7 protein-coding genes are annotated in these 16723 nt (G+C 36.2%); 4 read left to right on the forward strand and 3 right to left on the reverse strand.

The features are described from left to right. Positions 1 to 48: 48 nt before the first annotated feature. The 3 genes from GQ47_RS02310 to GQ47_RS02320 form a co-directional block, all read right to left on the reverse strand. A complete protein-coding gene (locus GQ47_RS02310) occupies positions 49 to 1659 on the reverse strand; it encodes a RagB/SusD family nutrient uptake outer membrane protein (protein ID WP_035644322.1) in 1611 nt (536 codons plus the stop codon). Between the two features lie 19 nt (positions 1660 to 1678). Then, positions 1679 to 4687 carry a SusC/RagA family TonB-linked outer membrane protein gene (locus GQ47_RS02315; protein ID WP_035644327.1) on the reverse strand — a complete coding sequence of 1003 codons (3009 nt, stop codon included), beginning with the start codon at positions 4685 to 4687 and terminating at the stop codon, positions 1679 to 1681. A 253-nt stretch (positions 4688 to 4940) separates the two neighbouring features. Beyond that, entirely contained in the window at positions 4941 to 7124 is a 2184-nt protein-coding gene (locus GQ47_RS02320; protein WP_035644329.1) for an alpha-N-acetylglucosaminidase, read from the reverse strand. Positions 7125 to 7871: 747 nt separating this feature from the next. Between GQ47_RS02320 and GQ47_RS02325 the strand changes: the two genes are divergently transcribed. The 4 genes from GQ47_RS02325 to GQ47_RS02340 all read left to right on the forward strand — a co-directional run bounded on the left by GQ47_RS02325 (position 7872) and on the right by GQ47_RS02340 (position 16708). After that, positions 7872 to 8249 (forward strand): response regulator, encoded by a 378-nt coding sequence (locus GQ47_RS02325; RefSeq protein ID WP_035644331.1) that lies wholly within the window; start codon positions 7872 to 7874, stop codon positions 8247 to 8249. Positions 8250 to 8333: 84 nt separating this feature from the next. After that, entirely contained in the window at positions 8334 to 9794 is a 1461-nt protein-coding gene (locus GQ47_RS02330; RefSeq protein ID WP_035644333.1) for an ATP-binding protein, read from the forward strand. Continuing rightward, positions 9781 to 10212 carry a response regulator gene (locus GQ47_RS02335; RefSeq protein WP_035644338.1) on the forward strand — a complete coding sequence of 144 codons (432 nt, stop codon included), beginning with the start codon at positions 9781 to 9783 and terminating at the stop codon, positions 10210 to 10212. Before GQ47_RS02330 ends, GQ47_RS02335 begins: the two co-directional genes overlap by 14 nt. Before the next feature lie 121 nt (positions 10213 to 10333). Then, positions 10334 to 16708 (forward strand): HAMP domain-containing protein, encoded by a 6375-nt coding sequence (locus tag GQ47_RS02340; protein ID WP_202965008.1) that lies wholly within the window; start codon positions 10334 to 10336, stop codon positions 16706 to 16708. Positions 16709 to 16723 lie beyond the last annotated feature (15 nt).

Below are 16723 nucleotides of genomic sequence, written 5' to 3' on the forward strand. Positions count from 1 at the left end.
TCCTTTTTATAACTATTACAATTTGTGTTTTTAGCTTATTTTTTTGTCTTAATAACCAGGATTCTGATCTAACTTAGGATTTAAAGCTTTGGCGTAAGTTGGAATTGGAAATATACGACGTGTAGGATCGGCGTTTGTTTTAAAGCCCCATTGACCTTCATATTTGCCAAAACGAATCATGTCATTTCTATGCCACGCTTCCCAAGCAAATTCACGAGATCTTTCTTTATACAGATCATCTAATGTTACAGCAGTCCATGCCGCAGATGTTGAACGATTAGAACGAACCATGTTTACCAACGAAACAGCTGTATGTCCAAGAGTGGCATTTCCTCCACGAAGAATAGCTTCAGCTTTCATCAAAATAACATCTGAGTAACGTAGAAATGGAACATCGTTATTTTGGTTACGGCTTGTTGAAGTATTGTCAGGATAAAATTTAATGTTTCTATACCCCATATTCCATGCAATTTCATCATTACCACAATCAAACAAAGATGCATTCTGACGAAGAACAATATCTGGAGTTAAGTTTACCTGATACGTATAGGTTGCACCACCATCAGATCCTGTGTAGAATTGATCATACCCTTTCTTTGTTGTAGTAACCATTACCGGAGTAACACCGTCATTCATGTATTGCAAACCAGTTAACCATTGTTTATTACGAATATCATTAGCATCATTAAAATAAGCATAAAATGAAGGCAACGTACTTCTAGGTGCGCTAGGTGTAAATGGAAGACCAAATTTAGTTCTTTCAGAACGTGGCACATCATAACGTGCATGATACATTTGTCCATTGAAACCTACTGATGTAGCGGCAGGATCAAAAGGTACAGCAAAAATAAATTCTTTCATTTGCGGTCCATTATTTGGATAGAACATCTGAAGATAAGTTGCTCTAGGCTCAATAGTATACAAACCAGAATTAATAACAGCATCAGTTGCAGCAATACAATCGTTGTAACGTTGTGTTCCTGTATAAACCTCAGCATTTAAATACAATTTAGCAAGCATTGCATTTGCAGTTTGCTTATTTGGTCGACCGTATGTCGTTATTCCAGATGCAGGATTTAGATTAGGAATAGCGGTTTTTAATTCTTTTTCAATGAAGTTAAAAACTTCAGTCCTACTAGATCTCTCTTTAGAACTAAATTCTCCAAATACAGTATCTAATGGAACACCTCCATAAGAATCCATCATCATAAAATAACTGATAGCGCGCATTGTTTTTAATTCAGCAATCATTGTTGATTTTTCCGCACCTTTAGGCATATTTTTATCTAGAATAGCAATGGTTTGATTACTTGTTCCAATAACTTTTTCTGCCCAATCCCACGGTCCAACTCCATTATCTGCAGTCCAATCATGATAATGCTGACAAGCATAACCTCTATTATCAAACCAGTTTCCTCCACGTGCAGGCATAATGGCCTCATCAGTAGTTAGTGACTGTGACCACCACCAGGAAAATGCAAAATCGCCACGAAAAGCAGCATAAACTGCACCAGATGATTGAATATATTGTGCCGAATTCTGAGGAAATACGTCTGGCGTTAATTGTGTTGTAATTGGCACCTCAAGATCGTCGCAAGAACCGAATAAACCACCAGCCACAAGAAGAGGAAGTGCTAAATATTTAAGTATATTTTTCATAGTTTTTACAATTTAATTTTTAAAATACCACGTTCATACCAAACAAAAATGTTGTGGTTTTTGGGTAAAAGTTATTTGAATCTACACCAGGAGCAGTTCCTCCTTGTTCCACCTCAGGATCAATTCCGCTGTATTTTGTGATAACAAAAAGGTTATTTACGGTTTCATAAATACGAATCTTTTTAATGTATCGTCCAACTTTACCAAAATCATAACCTAAAGTCATATTATCTAATCGGATGTAGCTGCCATCTTCTATAAAACGAGTTGAATATTTATAGGCGTTAATATCATTTGGCGATTCACCTGCCGCATCTACAAGTATGTTATTAGACATTGCTGTACTCGGCCTAAACAAATCTGCACGAGTTGCATTGAAAATTTTATTACCAAATACACCACGGAAGAAAATATTCAAATCAAATTTTTTGTATGTAAAATTATTGTTCCATCCCATCATGAATTTAGGCTGTGCACTTCCTGCATAATGGTAATCTACACCAATTTGAGGATTAGTTGTTAAACTTCCATCTTTAGCAACATATTGAGAAATACCTGCTGCATTTTTTCCTGCATATTGAAGCGTAAAGAATTGTCCAAGAGGTTTTCCTTCTTTTAAAATTTGTAAAGTGCTTCCTGTTTGTCCGCCTCCATCTGGCTGCACTCTTCTAATTGAATCACCTCCGATAAAATAAGGATTTGTCAATTTAGTAATCTCATTTTTGTTGTGTGAAAAATTTAAACTTGTTGCATAACTAAAGTTTTTAGTTTTAACCACATTTGCATTCAAAGTCACCTCGACACCTTTGTTTGACATATTTCCACCGTTTGCAACGATTGTTCCTACTGGTACAAGTACTGGATTTACAGAATAGTTGTAAATCATATCGGTTGTTTTTTTGTCATAAACCTCAACAGATCCAGATAATTTTCCTTTCAATACTGTAAAGTCAAGACCAATATTTGCTGTTGCTGTTTTCTCCCAATTCAAATCTGGATTTGCTGCCTGATTTGGTCCATAAGCTCCAACTTGCTGTCCGTTATAATAAAATGTACCTAGACTTCCTGAGATAAATTGAGCCGTGTAAGCATTAAATCCCGAAGAGTTTCCTGTTTGACCCCAGCTTGCACGAAGTTTTAAATCGGTAAAGATTTCTTGGTTAGCCATAAAACCTTCTTTGTCAATTCTCCAAGCTCCACCAACTGAAGGAAAGTATCCCCATTGATTATTTGCACCAAACACAGAACCGCCATCTCTTCTAATAGATCCTTGTAAAAGATATTTGTCTTTGAAATTGTAATTTAAACGTCCAAAATAAGAAATCAAACGTTTTTTCTGGTAAGCTTTGCTATCTCCGAAATCTACTCTGTAACCTGAAACCGAACTATAATTTCCTAAAGCAAGATTGTTGTAACTCACATTGTCTACCGGAAAATTGGTATTTGTTGCCTGAAATCCATCTCCTAAAACATCTTCTTGCCATGAATAACCAAGAACTGCTTTAAGTTTGTGGTTGCCAAAAGCTTTATCCCAATTCAGGAAACTTTCAATAATTGTATTGCTGGTTTGGTATGAATTTCTCAAAGCTGATCCGTTTACACCAAAATTCACTAATGTTTTTGTTTGAGGTGGATCTGGATTATTGTAGAAATTCGAACTATTATATTGTTGATAATAACTGTCATAATATTCACCGTGAAGTGAATTTAATTGTTGGTAAGACAAATTCAAGTTATAAGTGAATCCCCAAGGAAGTTTTACTTCAGATGTTAAACTAGCAACAAGATTATTCGTTTTTGTATCATCATCTGCATGATTCATCATTGCCACTGGGTTAAAATAACCAGTCTGGATGAAATTTTCAAAATAAGTTCCGTTTGGATTTGTTATCGGCGAAACCGGCAAGTGGTTTATCGATTGCTGCAGTACCACGTTACGCTGTGGCACATTATTGTATTTGCTGTTTGAGTTGGTAACGTTCAAACCAAATTTAACATTATCATCAAAAGCATTTTGTTCGATTGCTAAGTGCGCAATCACGCGTGAAAATTCATTTCCTTGCAATACTCCTTCTTTATTGATATAACTTACACTCGCAAAATAATTACCATGCTCGCCTCCACCGCTCATAGAAAGATTTTGAGTTGTTGACGGTGTGTAACCAGGTCTAAGGATTGCCTTTTGCCAGTCAGTATCTGCACCTTTATCATTTTCAGGAGTAAAACTTAAATTATTTTTGGTTACGAAATCTCTCAACTGAGTAGCATTCATCATATCCAACTGGTTTGATACTTTTTCAAAACCAAAATAATTACTGTAGCTAATTTGAGATCTGTCTTTGCTTCCTCTTTTTGTTGTTACCATGATTACACCATTTGCAGCACGGTTACCATAAATAGCAGTTGCAGCGGCATCTTTCAATACATCAATTGTAACAATATCATCAGGAGCAATAATAGAAATATCAACACCCGGAATTCCGTCAACTACATAAAATGGTCCTTGAGAACTATTTAATGTCGACGCTCCACGTAAAACAACTGAAGAAGCTTTAGTAGGATCACCGCTTGTTGAAACATTCAAACCTGAAACTTTACCTTGTAATAATTGACCAACGTCAGCAATTACACCGTTATTTAAATCATCTGCTTTTACAGATGAAACTGCGGTTGTTAAGTTTTTACGAGATCCTTTTCCGTATCCTACAACAACAACTTGCTCTAAGTTTGTAGTAGTTGAAGCTAATCTAATTGTGATATTTTGTGATCCGTTAAGTTTGACACTTTGATCTACAAACCCAACAAAAGAAACTAATAGGCTTGCGTTTTTATTTGAAACAGTAAGTTTGAATCTTCCATCAAAATCTGTCATGGCACTATTTTTAGTTCCACTTTCAATTACATTGGCCGCTGGTAATGGCATGCCTTTGTCGTCCAAAACTACACCGGACACATCTGTTTTTTGCGCCCAGCAATTGAATGAGAGGCTTGCAAAAAACACTAATAATAATAGTTTAAGTTTTTCCATATTATATTTAAGTTAGTTAGTTAAAAAATTGTTAAGCGAAGATAGAATTATGCTTTATTTAATGAATGGACAGATTATTCATAAACATGGATATTTTTGCTTATCCCAATAAAACAAAGGCTTTAGACGCTTATTTCTTCAAAGTTTGTACTTTTAAAAAGGTTAAAATTATTCTAAAGTGCTGTCTGTTAAAAGTTATTAAATCAGGCTTGTTTTATAATTCTCACAAATCTTAATCGCGCATTTTTTTCAGTTAATTCATTTTTTCGCTTTCGCACCATTTTGTTTCCCATTCTTTTATAGATTCAACCACTTTCAATTCATCAAATGGTTTGTTGCTGGTAACCGATTCTCTTTGAGCTTGTAAAAACATTTTCCATCTTGGCCAATAAAATCCTTTATACATGCCGCCCCATGCTCTTGAAGCATAATCATTTAAATGTCCTTCGCCTCCCCAAAGTGTAATTATTGTTTTTGCGTTTTTTAAATACAATTTCGATTCTGATTCAGAACTTCCGTAATTCCATGCCGACTGCAGCCAATCTTTCAAATTATTTAAAGGCTGCCCCTTCATCATATTGTCTATTTCAAAAGCTTGTTTTTCTATCTTAGAAAATAATTCATCTCCTTTTTTCAAGTCTTTTGAATTGTAAGCCGCTACACATTCCATCAGCATATCATCAATACAAAGCGAATAATAATGTCTTGAGGCATCGATCAAATCATATTGAAAAAGATTCTTTTTATCAAAATTCTTAGCTTCTTTATTCAAAATATCCAAAGCCTGTTTCAGCTTTTCCTTATCACCAGGATTTCCTTTAAATTCTGTTATTTTTAAAGTTGGTTTCTTAAAAAATAAATAAGCTCCCGCTTTATCATTCCACCAGCGTGTTTCCCAATATTTTGTACTGTAAACCGATTCTACCAATAATTGCCAAGCTTTAAGAACTTCGGCTGAATTATCTTTCCCATATCTGGCTTTCAAATAGTTTTTCAGCCAATCATTTACTGATTCTTTACCCAGCGTCCATGGCAGATCATAAATATATTCGTAAACCGATGAGTTATTATTCAATCCTTCTGGCATGACTCCGTAACCTACAACATTCCCTTTGTTTGTGTTTTTCATCAGGCTAATAAGTTCGTTTCTGTAGAAATTAAAATCGCCATAAACAGGATTTGATCCTCCATAATTATGAACATAACCGTATGTCCATTGTTTTCCATAAAATGCTTCTTGATTTTCCCACACTTTATACCTGTCATTTGCATAATCCTGAATAATCATCCTATCATTGGGAACTTTGCTAAGGAAAGCTTTTGTTGCTTCTTTTGTCCAAAATTCTTTATTATCGCCAAAAAGCCAGCCCTGCATTACCCATTTTGCTTTGGGTGCCGCATCATTTATAGCTTCAAAAATGGTTTTTCCGTAGTCGGCCAATTCTTCATTTTTATGTCCTTCTGAAACTGGCGGTACGATTTCATTAAAAGAATCGGCCAGATAAAAATCAGATTCTCCATATAACTTCGTATAAATTTCTATAAAGCGTTTTCCAATTTCTTTAAACAAAGGATCTTTAGAATCTAATAAATAAGTACTTTCAAAACCTCCACCCGACCAGGATTTTAATTCGCTTATTTTTGAATCAGGATGTTTTTCTGCAAATGCTTTCGGAACATATCCACTAAAAGCGGGCACAACCGGATGCATTCCCAATGCTCTCATTTTTTGCAGAATCTTCTTTTGAACAATTTCTTTTTTATTGATCCATTCTTGTGGTAACGGCCCATCTAGACTGTTTATATTTCCCATTCGCTGCCAAGGCAAAAATGCTGGTCCTGCAAAATGCTTTTGTAATTGTTCGTCTGTTACGCCATATTCTTTCCAAAGTAATTGCCAAACTGCCTCTTGTCCTTCTAATGCAGTAGGCAAATTAATACCATGCAAAGCCATCCAGTCAATTTCTTTTTCCCAGCGCTCCCAATCCCACCAAGGAGTCGTGTAACCAAAAGTACAGGCGTTTAAGTATTCTCTATATTTAAAAGGAGTAGCTCCTTTTTTTGAATATGCAGGCCACGTTTTAGGCAAATTGATTCTATTTCCTTCCCAACTGACTAAAACAGCACCAATATCTCTCAAAAAATTATACGCCGCATAACAAATTACCGTATTTGATGTTGCTTTAATTTTCACCGCGTTTGTTGTTGTTTCAACTTCAAACCAATCTGAATCATCTCCTTCTTTACTTTCTATAATTTCCAGTTGAAAGTCATTTGCGCGATTTCCAATAAGTTTTTCGATTACAGCAAACGAACTTTTTGTTTTTTCTCCATTTTGAGAATACGCATTGAAAATTAAAAAAAATAATACCAGAAAATAAGTAAAACCACCAGCTGAAGCAGTCTCGTTTTTAATTCTCGAACAGTCAGTTTTCATATTATAACACATTTAAAAAATTATTATTTAACATTAATAAAACGCAGTTTAAAACTCTCTGTTCAAAAGAAATCTACTTGTCTATGAACTAAAATTTCTAAATTTTAAAACTGCTGCAATTCGGTATAAAAAATAAGCTTCAGATTTCGGACTTGTACTTATAAAAAATAGGAGATTATTTTATTAATCTCCCATTTAGTAAAACCATAAAAACAAACTTAATCTTTTAGATAAAAAACCAATGCTTCTCTTGTGTCTGTGAGTTGCAGACTCATTAGATTTTCACTTGAAGTAAAATTATAGATCTTGAATTTTTAACTAATGGACACATTATTCATTATTATAGACATTTTGTACAAATACAGGCTACAAAACCATTAAGGTTATTTGAATTGCAAGCAATTTGACCAAAATCAAACTATTTTATAAAAAATCTTTAAGCTTAAACATTATGATCTTTTATTCTTGAATGACTAAATGAAAACTCAAAACATATTAATTATATAACATTAATCTGAAATCATGTAAAAGAAAGGAAAATCTTATTTCTACTTTCATAGATGAATTAACACCAAAAATTCTGAATTCTATGAAACATTTTTACTTCAAAATACACATTGCTGTTTTTTCAATTTCGATAATAAAATCCCCATTTATTATGTGACAGATTTATTGAATCGCACTTCCTAATTCACCAAAATAATAAGTGCGAAGAATTATCATCTTTTAACGAAACCAAAAACACATATGATTTATAAAAATATACTGCAAATTGACGATGATGTTGACGATTGCGAATTTTTCATGGAAGCACTTCAGGCGGTTTCCGATGCTGATTATACTGCAATGCACAATTCGGTAGAAGCGCTCAACAAATTAATTCGCCAAGAACTTATTCCAGATATTATTTTTCTTGATTTGAATATGCCAATTATGTCGGGTTTTGAATTTTTAGCCGCTATTAAAACACAGAAGATTATTCAGGATATTCCAGTAGTTATTTTTTCTACTTCTCAATTTGAAGAAACAAAAGTAAAGGCCAGAAATTATGGTGCAAAAGAATTTATTTCAAAACCGAGTGATTTTAACGAATTAAAGAAGATTATAAGTGATTTTACAGTATAGTGAATTTTTCAAAAATGCAAAATGCGCCCATTTTAAAATAAGTCATTTTTTATTATTTAATGCGATTTTCTTAATAGAAAGACAATGAAGTTATCAACTCAAATAATTTTAGCCTTTACGCTTATCATTTTGCTTTCTGCTGCAGATTCGTATACCAATTACAGGCTGTCTCTCAAAGTCAATCAAAACTCAGAGTTTCTTTCAAAATCGGAAGCTGTCATCCGAAATTCAAATAAAACTCATAGAGCCATTTTACAAATGCAAAGTGCCGTTCGGGGTTATTTACTGACTAATGACACAACTTATCTGGCGCCTTATTATAGCGGAATAGAAAAAGTTCCGGACTTTTTTGTAGAACAACATACGCTCATTGACAGCAATACGATTCAGTCTTCTATTTTAGATTCGATAAGTATTCTTCATTCGGAATGGCTTTCTTTTACATCCGAATTAATTCGGGCGAGAAGAGAAAATCCTAAAACCTACCAATTCCTTTTAGATACTAAATTTAAGAAGCACATTGGCAAAAATATTAATGATTCGATTACAGAAAAATTTAAAAGATTTGAAAAAATCGAATACAAAACGAGAGCTCATCACAGTGAAATGTTGCTGCATTCTCTAAACAAAGCGCGAAGTTATTCACTGGTTTTTTTATCACTTACGATTTTTGTTGGAATATGCAGTACGGCTTATATCGTAATCATGATTACAAAACGAATAAATTCGATGGTTCGGGTAGCCGATACAATTTCAAAAGGTCGTTTTACTATTGTTCGGGATTTTAAAAAAGATGAACTAAGCGCGCTCGCAGCATCGTTGAATATTATGTCGCGCCGACTCGAAAAGAATATTCAGGAACTGGAAAACAAAAACGAAGAACTTAACAAATTTGCCTACGTTGTTTCTCATGATTTAAAAGCGCCGCTTCGGGGAATTTACAATGTAATAAGCTGGATTGAAGAAGATTTGTCAAGCGAACTTTCTCCCGCTTTAAGAAATTATCTGAATATTATTCCGAAAAGAACACAGCGCATGGAAGCTTTGATTAACGGACTTTTGGATTACGCCCGCATCAACAGAAAAACTTCTCCTGAAATTGTTGATACAAATACGCTTGTTCAGGAAATCGCACAATCAATAGTTCCAAGAGAATTCAAACTCGAAATCATAAACCTTCCCGAACTTGTTACAGAGCGTTTAAAACTGGAACAGGTTTTTTCGAATTTAATCAGCAATGCGGTCAAATATTCAAAACCCGAAAATCCTTATATCGAAATAAAGTGCCAGAAAGTACTCAACTATTATGAATTTTCAGTAACAGACAACGGAATTGGTATCGATGAAGGATATCACCAAAAAATATTTGAAATTTTCCAGACACTGAGAGAGAAAAACGAAATGGAAAGCACCGGAGTTGGACTCGCCATTGTTAAAAAAATCATTGATGATCAGGGAGAAAGTATACATGTAGAATCAAAACTGGGCGAAGGAACCACATTTACTTTCACCTGGAGAAATAATAAACAGCATGAGAAAGCCTAATATTTTATTAATTGAAGATGATGAACTAGACACAATTTCGGTGGAACGTTCATTGAAAAAGCTAGAGATCAAATATATTCTACATACTGCGTATAATGGACTTGAAGCACTTCAAATGCTCAAAAACACAGAAAACCCACTTGTTCCGGATGTGATTCTGCTGGATATCAATATGCCAAAAATGAATGGAATTGAATTTCTGAAAATCCTAAGAACGGATGAAAATTTAAAAGATTTAAAAGTATTCATCATGACGACTTCTTCTGAAAGTAGTGATCGTATTACAGCCGAAAAATTAGGCATTTCAGGATATATTATAAAGCCTTTAAATTACACCGACAACACCAAAAGACCCGATTCTATGGATGCTTTTGTACAGTTTCATCTTAGGAAAATTTTACTCAATGAAAACGTTTAAACAATTATTAATTATGAATTGTTAATTATTAATGAAAAACCAAATTAACAATTAACAATTCATAATTAATAATTAACCTCGAATCACCAAAAACAAATCCTTCAGCAAAGATTTACCAATTATGAAAAATAAGAAACATAACGATAAAACACTGAAAAATGACATGCTGATCGCTCTGCCTGTTATTACAGATGAAATAAGACCTAATAGCAAAAGTAGAAAAAGCAAAACTGAAGAATCAATTCTTAGTGACGCTGAGTTTCTTAAAATTTTGCTGAAAGTAAAAAATGGTAATTTCTCCCAACGTTTCCCTACCGATCAGGATGGAACAAAAAGAGCCATCTGCGATACGTTAAACGAAATTATTGACCTGAATGAAAGAATGGTTTTTGAATTTCAGAAGGTTGGAAAAAGCATTGGTAAACAAGGAAAATTAACCAATCGTGTCGTTTTGGACGGAGCGCGAGGTTCCTGGAGTTCCTGCGTCGATTCAGTAAACACATTGATTTCCGATTTAGTTCACCCTACAATTGAAATTGCGCACGTAATTACCTCGGTTGCAAAAGGAAATTTATCGCAGGAAATGCCTTTAGCTATTGAAGGAAATCCGTTGCAGGGAGAATTCCTCAGAATTGCAAAAGAGGTAAACGCCATGGTAAAACAGTTGAACCTTTTCTCGATGGAAGTTACGCGTGTGGCGCGTGAGGTTGGTACCGAAGGAAAACTGGGCGGTCAGGCAAAAGTTCGTGGTGTTGGTGGAGTTTGGAAAGATTTGACCGATTCAGTAAACAAAATGGCTTCCAACCTTACCGGACAAGTTAGAAATATCGCCGATGTAACAACCGCGGTGGCAAAAGGAGATTTATCCAAAAAAATTACCGTTGACGTAAAAGGAGAAATTCAGGAGTTAAAAAACACTATCAATACAATGGTGGATCAGCTGAACTCGTTTTCTTCTGAGGTAACCCGTGTGGCCCGTGAAGTTGGTACTGAAGGAAAACTGGGCGGTCAGGCTCAGGTAAAAGGTGTTGGTGGAACCTGGAAAGATTTAACGGATTCGGTAAACCAAATGGCATCTAACCTTACCGGACAAGTACGTAATATCGCCGATGTAACAACAGCCGTAGCAAAAGGAGATCTTTCGAAAAAAATCACCGTTGACGTAAAAGGAGAAATTCTGGAATTAAAAGACACCATCAATACCATGGTGGATCAGTTAAACTCCTTTTCTTCTGAGGTAACTCGTGTGGCTCGTGAAGTGGGTTCCGAAGGAAAACTAGGCGGACAAGCGCGTGTACGTGGTGTTGGTGGAGTTTGGAAAGATTTGACAGATTCGGTGAATCAAATGGCATCCAACTTAACTGGGCAAGTTAGAAATATTGCCGAAGTAACAACTGCGGTGGCAAAAGGCGATTTATCTAAAAAAATTACCGTAAACGTTGAAGGAGAAATCCTCGAATTAAAAAATACCATCAATACCATGGTGGATCAGCTGAACTCTTTTGGTGCCGAGGTAACTCGTGTGGCACGTGAGGTTGGTTCAGAAGGAAAACTCGGTGGTCAGGCAAAAGTAAAAGGTGTTGGTGGAACCTGGAAAGATTTAACCGATTCGGTTAACCAAATGGCATCCAACTTAACCGGACAAGTACGTAACATCGCCGAAGTTACAACAGCCGTTGCAAATGGTGACCTTTCGAAAAAAATTACGGCCGTCGCCGAAGGTGAAATTCTCGAATTGAAGAAAACAATCAACACGATGGTGGATCAGCTGAATTCTTTCTCTTCTGAGGTAACGCGTGTGGCGCTTGAAGTTGGTACAGAAGGAAAACTCGGTGGTCAGGCAAAAGTAAAAGGTGTCGGCGGAACCTGGAAAGATTTAACGGATTCGGTGAACCAAATGGCATCGAACTTAACCGGACAAGTACGTAACATCGCCGAAGTAACTACAGCCGTTGCAAAAGGAGATTTATCCCGACAAATTACTGTTGATACCAAAGGAGAGATTTTGGAACTTAAAAACACCATCAACACGATGGTGGGTCAGCTGAATTCCTTTGCCTCTGAGGTAACTCGTGTAGCGCGTGAAGTTGGTACTGAAGGAAAACTGGGAGGACAAGCACAGGTTGAAGGTGTCGGCGGAACATGGAAAGATTTAACGGATTCAGTGAACCAAATGGCATCCAACTTAACCGGACAAGTACGTAATATCGCCGAAGTTACAACTGCCGTAGCAAAAGGAGATTTATCGCTCCAAATTACTGTTGACGTAAAAGGAGAAATTCTAGAATTAAAAAATACAATTAATACCATGGTGGATCAGCTTCGAGGCTTTGCTTCGGAGGTTACAAGGGTTTCGCGAGAAGTTGGAACCGAAGGAAAACTGGGAGGACAAGCAAACGTTCCCGGAGTTGCCGGAACATGGAAAGATTTAACAGATTCGGTTAATCAAATGGCAGGAAATCTTACCGCTCAGGTGCGTAACATTGCCGATGTGGCGATTGCAGTTGCTAACGGTGATATGTCCCGAAAAATTACGGTTGACGTAGCCGGGGAAATTCTGCAATTAAAAGAAACACTAAATACCATGGTGGATCAGCTTCGTGAATTTGCCTCTGAGGTAACTCGTGTGGCGCGTGAAGTGGGTACTGAAGGAAAATTGGGAGGTCAGGCAAACGTGCCGGGTGTTGCCGGAACATGGAAAGATTTAACGGATTCGGTGAACCAAATGGCGGGTAACTTAACTACTCAGGTTCGTAATATCGCCGAGGTAACAATTGCCGTTGCCAACGGAGATATGTCCAAGAAAATTACTGCAGACGTTCGTGGTGAAATTCTTCAATTAAAAGAAACCGTAAATACAATGGTGGATCAGCTTCGTGCTTTTGCTTCTGAGGTAACTCGTGTAGCGCGTGAAGTTGGTACTGACGGAAAATTAGGCGGACAAGCTTTCGTACCAGGTGTTGCCGGAACATGGAAAGATTTAACGGATTCGGTTAACCAAATGGCATCCAATTTAACCGGTCAGGTTCGTAACATTGCTGATGTTACTAAAGCCGTTGCAAATGGTGACCTTTCGAAACAAATTACCGTTGACGTAAAAGGAGAAATTCTGGATTTAAAAAACACTTTCAACACGATGGTGGAACAGTTGAATTCCTTTTCTTCTGAAGTTACCCGTGTGGCGCGTGAAGTGGGTACGGAAGGAAAATTAGGAGGACAATCGGAAGTAAAAGGTGTTGCCGGAACATGGAAAGATTTAACGGATTCGGTTAACGTTATGGCTTCGAATTTAACGGGACAAGTTCGTGGAATTGCTAAAGTTGTAACTTCTGTAGCAAAAGGAAATCTGAAACAAAAACTTTCTATTGATGCTAAAGGTGAAGTGGCGCAATTGACTGACACTATTAACGAAATGATTGACACGCTCGCCACTTTCTCCGACCAGGTTACAACGGTAGCCCGTGAAGTTGGTGCTGAAGGAAAACTGGGAGGACAAGCAAACGTTCCCGGAGCTTCAGGAACCTGGAAAAACTTGACGGAAAACGTAAATCAGTTAGCGGCAAATCTTACGACTCAGGTACGTGCCATTTCTGAGGTTGCATCGGCGGTAACGCAGGGAGATTTGACGAGAACAATTGGTGTTGAAGCAAAAGGTGAAGTTGAGGCGCTAAAAGATACTATCAACCAAATGATTTCAAATCTTAAAGCGACTACTTTACGAAATCAGGAACAAGACTGGCTGAAATCGAATTTAGCTAAATTTACGCAAATGCTTCAAGGTCAAAAAGAATTGAATGCGGTTACTAAAAAAATCCTTTCCGAGCTTGCTGCGGTTGTTACGGCGCAGCATGGGCTTTTCTATATTTTAGAAGAAGGTGAAGATTTTATGGATTCAAAATTGAATCTGATTGCTTCTTATGCTTACATTAAAAGAAAAGATTCCATCACGCAATATGCAATGGGTGAAGGACTTATTGGTCAGGTTGCTATTGAAAAAGAACGTTTGATTTTAAGCAATGTTCCGAAAGATTATATACGAATTAATTCCGGACTTGGAGATGCTAAACCAAAAGATGTCATAATTCTTCCGGTTTTATTCGAAGGAAGACTTAAAGCGGTAATTGAATTAGCTTCACTTGATACTTTTAATCAGACACACTTAGATTTCCTTGAAGGTTTGACAGAAAGTATCGGAATTGTATTGAATACCATTGAATCGAATTCGAGAACCGAAGAATTACTGGTTCAGTCACAATCATTAGCAAATGAGCTGAAAAGTCAGCAGGAAGTATTGAAAAATACCAATGAAGAACTCGAAGAAAAAGCGATTTTATTGGCTAATCAAAAAGAAGAAGTAGAACAGAAAAACCAGGAAGTTGAGGTTGCGAGAAAAGCATTGGAAGAAAAAGCCGATCAGCTTACATTAACATCCAAATACAAATCGGAATTCTTGGCGAATATGTCGCATGAGCTAAGAACGCCACTGAACAGTTTACAGATTTTGGCCAATGAATTAATCGCCAATCGTGACGGAAATTTATCTGAAAAACAAATTCAGTTTGCCAAAACAATCAATTCCTGTGGTGATGACCTTATTCAGTTAATCAATGACATTCTGGATCTTTCTAAAATTGAATCTGGTTATATTTCTGTGGATTATAATCCGATTAGTTTTGCTGAAATCAGTCGATTTGTGGAATCGACCTTCAACCCTATTTCTCAGGCAAAACATCTTGATTTTGAAATTTTGATGGATGACAATCTTCCTGAATTAATGGAAACCGATTCACAGCGATTAAATCAAATTCTGAAAAATCTGTTATCCAATTCATTCAAATTTACCGAAAAAGGCCAAGTCCGCTTAAGCATTTACAAAGCAGATAATAATTGGAAAACAAAAAACAATAATCTGGAAAATGCTGAAGCTGTCGTGGCATTCGAAATTTCAGATACCGGAATCGGAATTTCAAAAGAAAAACAAAATATCATTTTTGAAGCCTTCCAGCAGGCAGAAGGTTCTACAAGCCGTAAATATGGCGGAACTGGCTTAGGATTATCCATCAGCCGCGGACTTTCTGATTTATTAGGCGGAAGTATCGAACTCGAAAGTGATACCAACATTGGAAGCAAATTCACTTTATTCCTGCCACTAAAATTTGTTCATAATACTGAAATTGAAGACATAAGCGTCAATGAAGAAACAAATGTAATTCACGCCGGAAAAAGTCGTTTAAAATCGCTTCCGTCAGCTAGTTTCAATAAATCAGATGTTGATTTGTATTTTGTGGATGAAGTTGGTGACGACCGCACCAATATTAGGCCAAATGACAAAATTCTCTTAATTGCTGAAGACAATATAACTTTTGCAAAAATCCTTCTGGAAAGAGCGCATCAGCATGATATTAAAGCTGTTGTAACCACTAAAGGAAATGATGTAATTGATTATATCAATCAGTTTCAACCTCATGCCATTACAATGGATTTGAATATGCCGGATACCAGCGGATGGAAAATTCTCGATCGCCTTAAAACTGATTTTACGTTAAGACACATTCCGGTTTATATCATTTCGGGAGAAGATGAAAGAAATAAAGGCTTAAAACGTGGCGCCAGAAACTTTCTTGTGAAACCGGTAAAAAATGATTTACTGACTGCAATGTTTAACGATATTCATGATTTCAAAAATAAAAAAGAAAAAAATCTTCTTGTGGTTGATGATAATCCCGTGGATTTAAAGCGAATTGTAGAGGCGGTCAAAGGTGATGACATTTCAATATCAACGGCTCTAACAGCAGAAGCAGCTGTAGAATTAATCAAAGAAAAATCCTTCGACTGTATTATATTGGATTTATTTCTTCCAGATGCTGACGGTCTTGACTTAATTAATGATCTCGAAAATAATATAAATAGTCAGGAAACAGCCATAATTATCCATTCTGCAGGCGATGTCAATAAAAAACAAAGAAGCAAACTCAGTCGTTTTGCACATAGTATTATAACAAAAAGTGCCGTTTCAATTGATGAATTAGTCGATCAGACTGCCCTATTCCTTCATCGTGTGCATAAAGATATGCCTGACAGCATGAGGGACCGAATTGAAACGTATTATTTGAAAGAAGATGTATTGATCAATAAAAAAGTGCTTCTTGTTGATGATGATGTCCGAAATTTATTTGCGCTTACAACTGCGTTGGAACGTTTTGGATTGGATGTTATCAGTGCCGAAAGTGGTCATGAAGCTATTGAAATTCTAAATCAGAATGTCAAAATGGACATTGTTTTGATGGATATTATGATGCCCGAACTTGATGGTTATGAAACCATGAAAATCATTAGACAAAATGCAAAACATAAGGATCTGACGATTATTGCCGTTACTGCAAAAGCTATGAAAGGCGACCGACAAAGATGTATTGAATCTGGTGCTTCTGATTATATTACAAAACCCGTTAATGTGGAGCAATTATCTTCATTAATGAGAGTTTGGCTGAAATAATATTTTAAATAAAAA

The organism is Flavobacterium sp. ASV13 (genome assembly GCF_000745775.1).
GTDB lineage: Bacteria > Bacteroidota > Bacteroidia > Flavobacteriales > Flavobacteriaceae > Flavobacterium.

Bases quoted from the DNA above. Each gene is read 5' to 3' on its own strand.
- GQ47_RS02335 (WP_035644338.1), top strand. From the start codon at position 9,781: ATGAGAAAGCCTAATATTTTATTAATTGAAGATGATGAACTAGACACA.
- GQ47_RS02310 (WP_035644322.1), bottom strand. From the start codon at position 1,659: ATGAAAAATATACTTAAATATTTAGCACTTCCTCTTCTTGTGGCTGGT.
- GQ47_RS02330 (WP_035644333.1), top strand. From the start codon at position 8,334: ATGAAGTTATCAACTCAAATAATTTTAGCCTTTACGCTTATCATTTTG.
- GQ47_RS02340 (WP_202965008.1), top strand. From the start codon at position 10,334: ATGAAAAATAAGAAACATAACGATAAAACACTGAAAAATGACATGCTG.
- GQ47_RS02315 (WP_035644327.1), bottom strand. From the start codon at position 4,687: ATGGAAAAACTTAAACTATTATTATTAGTGTTTTTTGCAAGCCTCTCA.
- GQ47_RS02325 (WP_035644331.1), top strand. From the start codon at position 7,872: ATGATTTATAAAAATATACTGCAAATTGACGATGATGTTGACGATTGC.
- GQ47_RS02320 (WP_035644329.1), bottom strand. From the start codon at position 7,124: ATGAAAACTGACTGTTCGAGAATTAAAAACGAGACTGCTTCAGCTGGT.